Source organism: uncultured Dialister sp. (genome assembly GCF_900541605.1).
Taxonomy (GTDB): Bacteria; Bacillota; Negativicutes; order Veillonellales; family Dialisteraceae; genus Dialister.
This window is the reverse complement of sequence record NZ_UQKJ01000084.1, coordinates 1-8,061: the sequence shown is the minus strand read 5'-3', so window position 1 is coordinate 8,061 and position 8,061 is coordinate 1. Positions and strand designations below refer to the sequence as shown.

Annotated in this window: 7 protein-coding genes; 6 read left to right on the top strand and 1 reads right to left on the bottom strand. The window is 48.4% G+C overall.

Features of this window, described 5'->3' with window-relative positions; translation table 11 throughout:
• Window positions 1-145 precede the first annotated feature (145 nt).
• Window positions 146-1,615 carry a carbon starvation protein A gene (locus QZR21_RS06630; protein WP_296097059.1) on the bottom strand — a complete coding sequence of 490 codons (1,470 nt, stop codon included), beginning with the start codon at window positions 1,613-1,615 and terminating at the stop codon, window positions 146-148.
• A 946-nt stretch (window positions 1,616-2,561) separates the two neighbouring features.
• Here QZR21_RS06630 and rplM point away from each other — a divergent pair.
• From rplM to QZR21_RS06600, 6 genes are all read left to right on the top strand, one after another.
• Entirely contained in the window at window positions 2,562-3,002 is a 441-nt protein-coding gene (gene rplM, locus QZR21_RS06625; RefSeq protein ID WP_296097056.1) for a 50S ribosomal protein L13, read from the top strand.
• A gap of 23 nt (window positions 3,003-3,025) precedes the next feature.
• Window positions 3,026-3,418, top strand: a complete 393-nt coding sequence (gene rpsI, locus QZR21_RS06620; protein WP_296097053.1) for a 30S ribosomal protein S9 — start codon at window positions 3,026-3,028, stop codon at window positions 3,416-3,418.
• Window positions 3,419-3,624: 206 nt separating this feature from the next.
• Window positions 3,625-5,094: a restriction endonuclease subunit S gene (locus QZR21_RS06615; RefSeq protein WP_296097051.1), complete on the top strand. Its 1,470-nt coding sequence runs from the start codon at window positions 3,625-3,627 to the stop codon at window positions 5,092-5,094.
• A gap of 13 nt (window positions 5,095-5,107) precedes the next feature.
• Complete coding sequence (locus QZR21_RS06610) at window positions 5,108-5,707, top strand: XTP/dITP diphosphatase (protein ID WP_296097049.1); 600 nt, start codon at window positions 5,108-5,110, stop codon at window positions 5,705-5,707.
• Window positions 5,708-5,875: 168 nt separating this feature from the next.
• On the top strand, window positions 5,876-6,643 hold the full coding sequence (speD, locus tag QZR21_RS06605) for an adenosylmethionine decarboxylase (RefSeq protein WP_296097046.1): 768 nt from the start codon (window positions 5,876-5,878) through the stop codon (window positions 6,641-6,643).
• A gap of 35 nt (window positions 6,644-6,678) precedes the next feature.
• Window positions 6,679-7,890, top strand: a complete 1,212-nt coding sequence (locus QZR21_RS06600; RefSeq protein WP_296097044.1) for an NADP-dependent malic enzyme — start codon at window positions 6,679-6,681, stop codon at window positions 7,888-7,890.
• Window positions 7,891-8,061: the final 171 nt, after the last annotated feature.

The following is an 8,061-nucleotide window of genomic DNA, read 5'->3' as shown; positions in this document are numbered from 1 at the left end:
CTGCTCCACCTTATGCCCCCGCTTCAACGAGCGAAGCGATGCCAACCTGCCACCTTTAGCCCCATTGATATGCTTGGGGAGGCGCTCTAATCACAGGATAAATAAAAAATCCCGCGTTAAGCGGGATTTTTTATTATTGCTTACATCAGATATTTCCGTCAGCTGCAGAATCAGCAACATTGTCGCATTCTCTTTCCGCATCTCTCTTAAAGACTGTCTTCTTCAGGAACAGGGCGAGGCAGATGAAGCCGAAGATAATGCCGGCAGGATAGGTAATGGATGGATCCAGCTGGAGACCTTCTTTTGCCTGGAGAATGTAGGTGAAGGTGACGATGGACATGAAGGTGGCAGGAATGCAGGCAACGAGCCATGCATAGCGGTTTGCACACTGATGATAGAGGTAAACGGCACCGGTCCAGAGGACGATCATAGCCAGGGTCTGGTTTGTCCAGGAGAAGTAACGCCATACGATATTGAAATCAATCTGGGAAAGAAGTCTGCCGATGGCCAGCAGGGGGATAGCGAAGGAGAGACGTTTTGTCATGCCCTTCTGGTCCACTTTGAACCAGTCAGCCAGTGTCAGGCGGGCTGCGCGGAAAGCGGTATCACCGGAAGTGATAGGGCAGGCAATGACGCCAAGCATGGCGAGGATAGCACCGATACCGGTACCCATGTAGCCGACGCAGATATCATAGACAGCACCGCCAGGACCACCTGCTTTCAGGACAGCCTGCAGTCCGCCGGTTCCGTCAAAGAATGTAACACCGGCAGCAGCCCAGATGAGGCAGATCACGCCTTCGGCAACCATGGCACCGTAGAATACGGGACGGCCAAGGCGTTCGTCCTTCAGGCAGCGGGCCATGATCGGGGACTGGGTGGAATGGAAACCGGAGATAGCGCCGCAGGCCACGGTGATGAACATGAGCGGCCAGATGGGGAGCTTGTTATCTCCAGGATAGAGGTTTGCGAGGACCATTTCCGGCATGGTGTGGCCACCGACACCCATCAGCATGCCGCCGGCAATACCGAGGGCCATAACGATGAGGCAGATACCGAAAATCGGATAGAACCGGGCAATGATTTTATCGATCGGAAGAAGGGTTGCCAGGAAATAGTAGGCAAGGACCACGATGAGCCAGGGGAGAACCTGCCAGCCGGTCAGTTTCGCCAGCAGCATAGCCGGGCCGGTCATGAATACGGTACCAACAAGAACCAGCAGAATGACAGAGAAGAAACGCATGATGGTCAGCATGGTGTGGCCCATGTGGCATCCGACGATTTCAGAAATACTGTGTCCGTCTTCCCGGATGGACATCATGCCGGAGAGGTAATCATGTACGCCGCCGGCAAAAATGGTGCCGAGAACAATCCAGAGATATACAGAAGGACCCCAGAGGGCACCGCCGAGAGCGCCAAAGATCGGTCCAAGGCCGGCAATGTTTAGAAGCTGGATCAGGAAAACCTTCCAGGTAGGAAGGGGCATGTAATCAACGCCGTCATTGTGAATGAGGGCCGGCGTCTTACGATCTGTCGGTCCAAAGAGATGGTCTACGAAACTGCCGTAGATGAAATACCCTGCAATCAGAGCTGCCAGGGCAAGAAGAAATGTAGTCAAGGCAATGCCTCCTTAAACAAATAATCAGTCGGGCTCATGAACAGTCCATAGGGATAGGCCCGTTTCCGTCAGAAAAGGATGCTCCTTTTCTTCATGAAGTAAAGCGTGTCAGAAAAACTGTGGTGCTTCTCTAATAACCTTTCCTATGGAATCCATCTCCTTTCAAAACCTGCATATCATGATTAAACGTAATGCATGGGAAGTTGTATAAGGAAAACTCATGACTTATACCATTTACTTCTCATCGCTTGCCGCGTACGCATAATAGAATACTACCTCTCTTTGATTTCGTCAATAGTGTAACAGAAAAACTTTAGTGAGTATACTATATCTGCAAATAAGGAACTTTATGTGAATGCAATAAAGTAATATGAACCGGGAAAATGATGAGATTAATTCATAGGGTAAGGATGACGTTTTGATGGTCAGCATTCCTATATAATACATATATATTAAAATGTGAACTGGCAGGACCTTTTTTAGCAGCATACACTATATGATATATAAAATAAGGACGCTCATATATATAAATATTTTTTTTAACAAGGAGTGGCGAAGATCATCCGGATAGGATAAGATAATGATCTGGAAAATGTACATTCAGCCATACCGGATGGTTGGTAAGGAGACCGGAAGCCGACTTACAGATGTTTGTTACCCGAGTGATGGCTGAATACCGCTCTGCTTGTACAGCAGGTGGGCTGCTGTGCTTACAGGGAAGTGTGAACTTATATACCTTACTATTCTGGGCGCGAAGCCATGCCCCTCAGCGCCGGATATCCCATTGGGAATACCCAAAAACCTGTAAAAATACCTGCTTTTCCTGTTGACAGCCCTCTTTTAAAAGGGTATAATACTCCTTGTGAGATTTGTCCGGAAACCACTAGCCCCGGAGGAAGGACGATGTCTTGCGGTTCTGTTTTTTATTCAGGAGGAATCATTTACAATGAAAACCACATTTATGGCCAATGCGGGCAACATTACCCGTAAATGGTATATCGTAGATGCTGATGGACTGACCGTTGGCCGCCTGGCTGCCAATGTTGCCAAAGTTCTGTCCGGCAAAAATAAACCTACCTACACACCGCATGTTGATACCGGCGACAACGTCATCATTATCAACGCAGATAAAGTCGTTCTGACAGGCAAGAAAGAACTGAAGAAAGTTTACTTCCACTACACCGGTTACATCGGTGGCGACAGATACCAGAAAGCCGGAGACGCTCTTCGTGAAAGACCGGTTTGGGTTGTTGAACATGCTATCCGCGGCATGCTCCCGAAGAACAAGCTCGGCGCTCAGATGTATCGCAAACTTCACGTTTATGCAGGCAGCGAACACCCGCATGCAGCTCAGAAACCTGAAGAATTAAAGTTTGATATCCGTTAACCGGAAGGGAAGGAAATAAAGAAATGGCAGAAGCTACATACTACGGCACCGGCCGCAGAAAGACATCCGTTGCCAGAGTCCGTCTGGTACCGGGACAGGGTAATATTACAATCAATGGCCGCGATCTGAAGGATTACTTCGATCTCGCAACCCTTGAACTGATTATTAAACAGCCGCTTGAACTGACAGGAACCACCTCCGCTTATGACGTTATCGCCAACGTAAGAGGCGGCGGCCGTACAGGCCAGGCTGGCGCAATCCGTCACGGCATTTCCCGTGCACTGCTCGATGTAGATGCAGACTACAGAAAAGTTCTGAAGAGCGCAGGTCTTCTGACCCGTGATCCGAGAATGAAAGAACGTAAAAAATACGGTCTCAAGAAAGCAAGAAAAGCAAGCCAGTTCTCCAAACGTTAATCCGTTTACGGAATGGCGGAAAACCCATGGTTATCCATGGTTTTTTTCTTTTGGCAATCCGAGTACTTCAGCGTCCTATAATCTTTGATATAGTGGATGCATCGGTTTTCGTAGAATGTATCACAGATCCTTTCATTTCCCACAGTAGCCTTTTCTTTCTCCCATGACGTATAATATAACCAATACTGAATGCATAGGAGGTCACTATGATACCTGTAATGACAGCAGAAGATATACATGATGCTACGGAGACCTTTGCCCGGTACGGTGTGCCGGCAGATCGGATTTTCTCTGAAATCATGCGGGCCCGGTATCTGGACTATGTACTTTTCCAGAATCCCGAAAACCAGCAGTATGGAGTTTCCATCGAAGATCTCTATGAAAATATGAAAAAGACTTCAGATACCCTGGGACTTTATGAAGGAGATGCGGATACCTATGTCCGTGCCTATACCCTGGCCCTTCGGGTAGATCCCATGGCCTTTGCACCGGATATGGAAAAAGTGGAGGACCATGTGGGGGCTTTGGTGGAAGAAGCCACTTCCCGTGCAAAAAAAGGCGGAACCACGGTCCTCTTCACGGGAGTGGAAAATTACCTTCCCTTTGTATCCCGGATTTTTGATACCCTTTCCGCTAAAAGACTGGCCTTTGCTGTAAAAGATCGGGTATGGAAGAAGCGTCTGCAGCTTGTCTTTCCCCGGTGTCGTCTCATGATGGAAGAGGACTTGCCGGAAGATACCGTTTCCTATGATTATATTTTCCAGTTTGGCGGCAGCAGCCATTTCCTTTCCAAACGTCTGAAAGAAACGGGGGCCATGGATGTGGTTCTTCCCTATGAGACCCTTCTTTCTCCGGAAATGGAAGGGGACAGGAATTCCTGGATCCGTGAGGGAAAGCTTGCTTCCTACGAAGATATGGCTTTAGGAAATGGGGAATTTGCTTTCCTACGGTTTGGCAGCGAACCGGCAAAGACGGTCTCCTTCGGGACCGCTTCTTTTCAGAACGGCCAGTATGAATCTGCCAGGGCGCTGGAACTTCCCTGGGACAGCTTCCGGGATGCGGAGGAATGGAATATAGATGTATATATCTATAACGGTTCCCCGGCTCTCCAGACCATGCTGGGCGGCCATATACTGGATATGGATTATTCCATAGATACCGGATTTGCGGCTGTTGGGAAAACTGAACTGGAGGGGGGCACAATTCCCATTCTGTCTGCAGCCAATATCCGGGATTATGGTATCTTTTCTGACACCGAACCCGTGCTTACGGAACGAGGACAAAAAGGCATTCTCCTGCAGGGAGGGGACCTGGCCATTGCTGTTTCCGGCGGAGAAATCCATATGATTCCTGTACCGGAAGGAGAAAAGTTCCTCGCCGGACAGGGGGTGTATGGTTTCCGCAGCCGCGGAAAATATACGCCCTGGTACCTGAAACTGTATCTGGATGGGCCGGTGGGCCGCCTTTTTCTGGATACCATGAAAGCAGGCAGGAACTATGCTTTCACACCATCTCGGCTGCTTCGCATTCCAATGCCCCCAGCCGGCGATGAGATTATCAGAAAGGCTGACCGGCTTTGCCGGGATACGGTCCGCCAACTGGCAGAAGCCCAGGAAAACTGGCGCCTGGCAAAGAGAAATTCTGTGGGCCTTATGATGGGCCATCGGGAAGTATAAAAGGAGTGTATCCATGAAAATTGTTCTTGCTACCCATAACCAGGGAAAAATCAGGGAATTCCGAAGGGCCTTTTCTGAAATCGGCTGGGAGGCTATTCCCATTGCTGATGTAGCAGATGTACCGGACCCTGATGAAACAGGGACGACTTTTGAAGAAAATGCGCTGCAGAAGGCCCATTATTATGTAAAGGCTGTCCATATGCCGGTGTTGTCCGATGATTCGGGCATTATTGCCGATGCGCTGGGAGATCGCCCGGGTATTTATTCTGCCCGGTATGCCGGCCATCATGGAGATGATGAAGCCAATAATCGGAAGCTGGTCCAGGATCTTTCTCCCTATACCGGTGAAGAACGGAAGGGAAGATATGTATGCGTGGTGGCCCTTGTGTGGCCGGACGGCAGGGAGCTGACAGCAAAAGGAGAATGTGAGGGAATTATCCGCGATTTCTATCAGGGCCATGGCGGCTTTGGATATGATCCCCTTTTCTATCTTCCACAATATGGAAAAACCATGGCGGAGCTGCCGATGGAGGAGAAAAATAAGATCAGCCATCGGGGACGGGCTCTGCGGAATCTGCTGGAAAAACTGAAGGGCCACATGGAAAAGCAGTAAATTCTTCGATTCCTGCGGTCAGTGGATTCTTTAAAAGTTATAGTGTCTATACTTGTTCATGCTAAAAAGGTATACATGATGGCTATCTATTTTAATTCATGTAACCTTATGTTATAATTGAACTGTTCCACAGGAGGTGGAACTGATGAGGGGGTGTCAGTTTACTTCATGAAACGGAGTAAGCTTAAACTTTACGGATTCAATAATTTAACGAAAACCCTGAGCTTCAACATGTACGACATCTGTTATGCCAGTACGGAAGAGGAACGGAAAAAGTATATTGCCTACATCGATGAGCAGTACAGTGCTGAGCGGCTTACAGGCATCCTGAAGCAGGTGGCGGATACCATCGGCGCACAGATCCTGAATATCGCCCAGCAGGATTACGATCCCCAGGGAGCCAGCGTGACCATGCTCATTGCAGAGGAGGAAGTGGAGAAACAGGATGTGGTGTGCCATATGGATAAGAGCCACATCACCGTCCACACGTACCCTGAAATGCATCCCCAGGATGGTATCTGCACATTCCGGGCAGATATTGACGTCTCTACGTGCGGGGAGATTTCTCCTTTGAAGGCATTGAATTTTCTTCTGCGTTCCTTCGGTGCGGATATCGTGATTACCGATTACCGGGTCCGGGGATTTACCCGCGACGTGAATGGGAAGAAGATTTTCATCGACCACCGCATCAATTCCATCCAGAACTACATTGCCCCTGATCTCCGTCATAAATATGATATGATTGATGTCAATGTATATCAGGAGAATATGTTCCATACCAAGATGATTCTCCACGATTTCCGGCTGGACGATTATCTCTTTGATATGAAGGAGTCGGACCTGGACAAAAAAGAAGCCAAGAGAATCCGCCGCCTGCTGAAACAGGAAATGTATGAAATTTTCAATGGCCGCAATATGCCGGCTATTAAAGATTGATAGTACCTATTCCATTTATTTTAAGGAGGAACAGAATGGATACAGCAAAACTGAAGGAAGAAGCCATTGCGCTGAGAAAAGAAAAGCACCAGATGATTAAGACCGCATTGAATGCGGATATGAAAGACGGCCACGACCTGGCTATCGTTTATACGCCTGGCGTATCGGCTCCCTGCCTGGAAATCAAGAAGGATGAAGACCTTTCCCTGGAAATGACCTGGAGAGGAAATGTAGTTGCCGTTATTTCCGATGGCACCCGTGTCCTTGGTCTTGGCGACATTGGCGCTGCCGCTGCTATGCCGGTTATGGAAGGCAAATCTGCACTTTACAAACGGTTCGGCAATATCGATGCGATTCCGATCGTTCTCGATACAAAAGATAAGGATGAATTTATCCATACTGTAAAACTGCTGGAAAAGAACTTTGCCGGCATTAACCTGGAAGATATTTCCTCCCCGAAATGCTATGACATTGAAGATGAACTGAAGAAAATCATGAATATCCCTGTATTCCATGATGACCAGCATGGTACAGCCATTGCAGCACTGGCTGCTCTCCTGGGAGCCCTGAAAGTAACGGGCAAGAAGATTGACGAAATCAAAGTCGTCATGAACGGCGCCGGCGCTGCAGGTACAGCTATTGCCAGACTGCTTCTCGAAGATGGCGTAAAACCGGAAAACATGACCATCCTCAATTCCAAAGGCATTCTCTATGATAATGGCAAACGGGATCGGGTACAGCTGGAACTGATTAAGAAGACAAATCCTGAAAATAAACAGGGTACCTTTGCAGAAGCTGTCAAAGGCGCTGATGTTCTGATTGGATGCTCTGCTCCCGGTGTATTCAATAATGATGCCATCAAAACCATGGCTGACAAGAGCATCGTCTTTGCCATGGCTAATCCGGTACCGGAAATCATGGAAGAAGAAGCAAAGGCCAAGGGTGTATACATCTACGGTTCCGGCCGCAGCGACATGCATAACCAGGTCAATAACTCCTCCGTATTCCCAGGCCTCTTCCGGGGCACACTGGATGTAAGAGCCCGCCAGATCAATGAAGAAATGAAACTGGCTGCAGCCCATGCCCTGGCAGATCTTGCGACCAAGTGCCAGCTGGATCCGGATCATGTGGTGGTGGATGTATTCGATGAAAGAGTTCCTTTCGAAGTGGCTAAAGCCGTTGCTAAAGCAGCCATTGCTACCGGTGTTGCCAGAGTGACTGAACTCCCGGAAAAATATAAAGACTGATTTGCAGGATAAATAATCCATAAAAACTGTGGAAAATGAACATCATTTTCCACAGTTTTTTATGTGAGGCGTGGCGGGATAAGTTGTCATATTGCAGTTTGTCGAGCTACTGTGTTCGGCGCAGATGGGTAGAGTCATTCGCATGGAGCTTCTAGCTACTAGCGGCTAGCT

Coding starts and splice junctions, on each gene's coding strand:
- rplM (WP_296097056.1), top strand. CDS start 2,562: ATGAAAACCACATTTATGGCCAATGCGGGCAACATTACCCGTAAATGG.
- rpsI (WP_296097053.1), top strand. CDS start 3,026: ATGGCAGAAGCTACATACTACGGCACCGGCCGCAGAAAGACATCCGTT.
- QZR21_RS06615 (WP_296097051.1), top strand. CDS start 3,625: ATGATACCTGTAATGACAGCAGAAGATATACATGATGCTACGGAGACC.
- QZR21_RS06610 (WP_296097049.1), top strand. CDS start 5,108: ATGAAAATTGTTCTTGCTACCCATAACCAGGGAAAAATCAGGGAATTC.
- speD (WP_296097046.1), top strand. CDS start 5,876: ATGAAACGGAGTAAGCTTAAACTTTACGGATTCAATAATTTAACGAAA.
- QZR21_RS06600 (WP_296097044.1), top strand. CDS start 6,679: ATGGATACAGCAAAACTGAAGGAAGAAGCCATTGCGCTGAGAAAAGAA.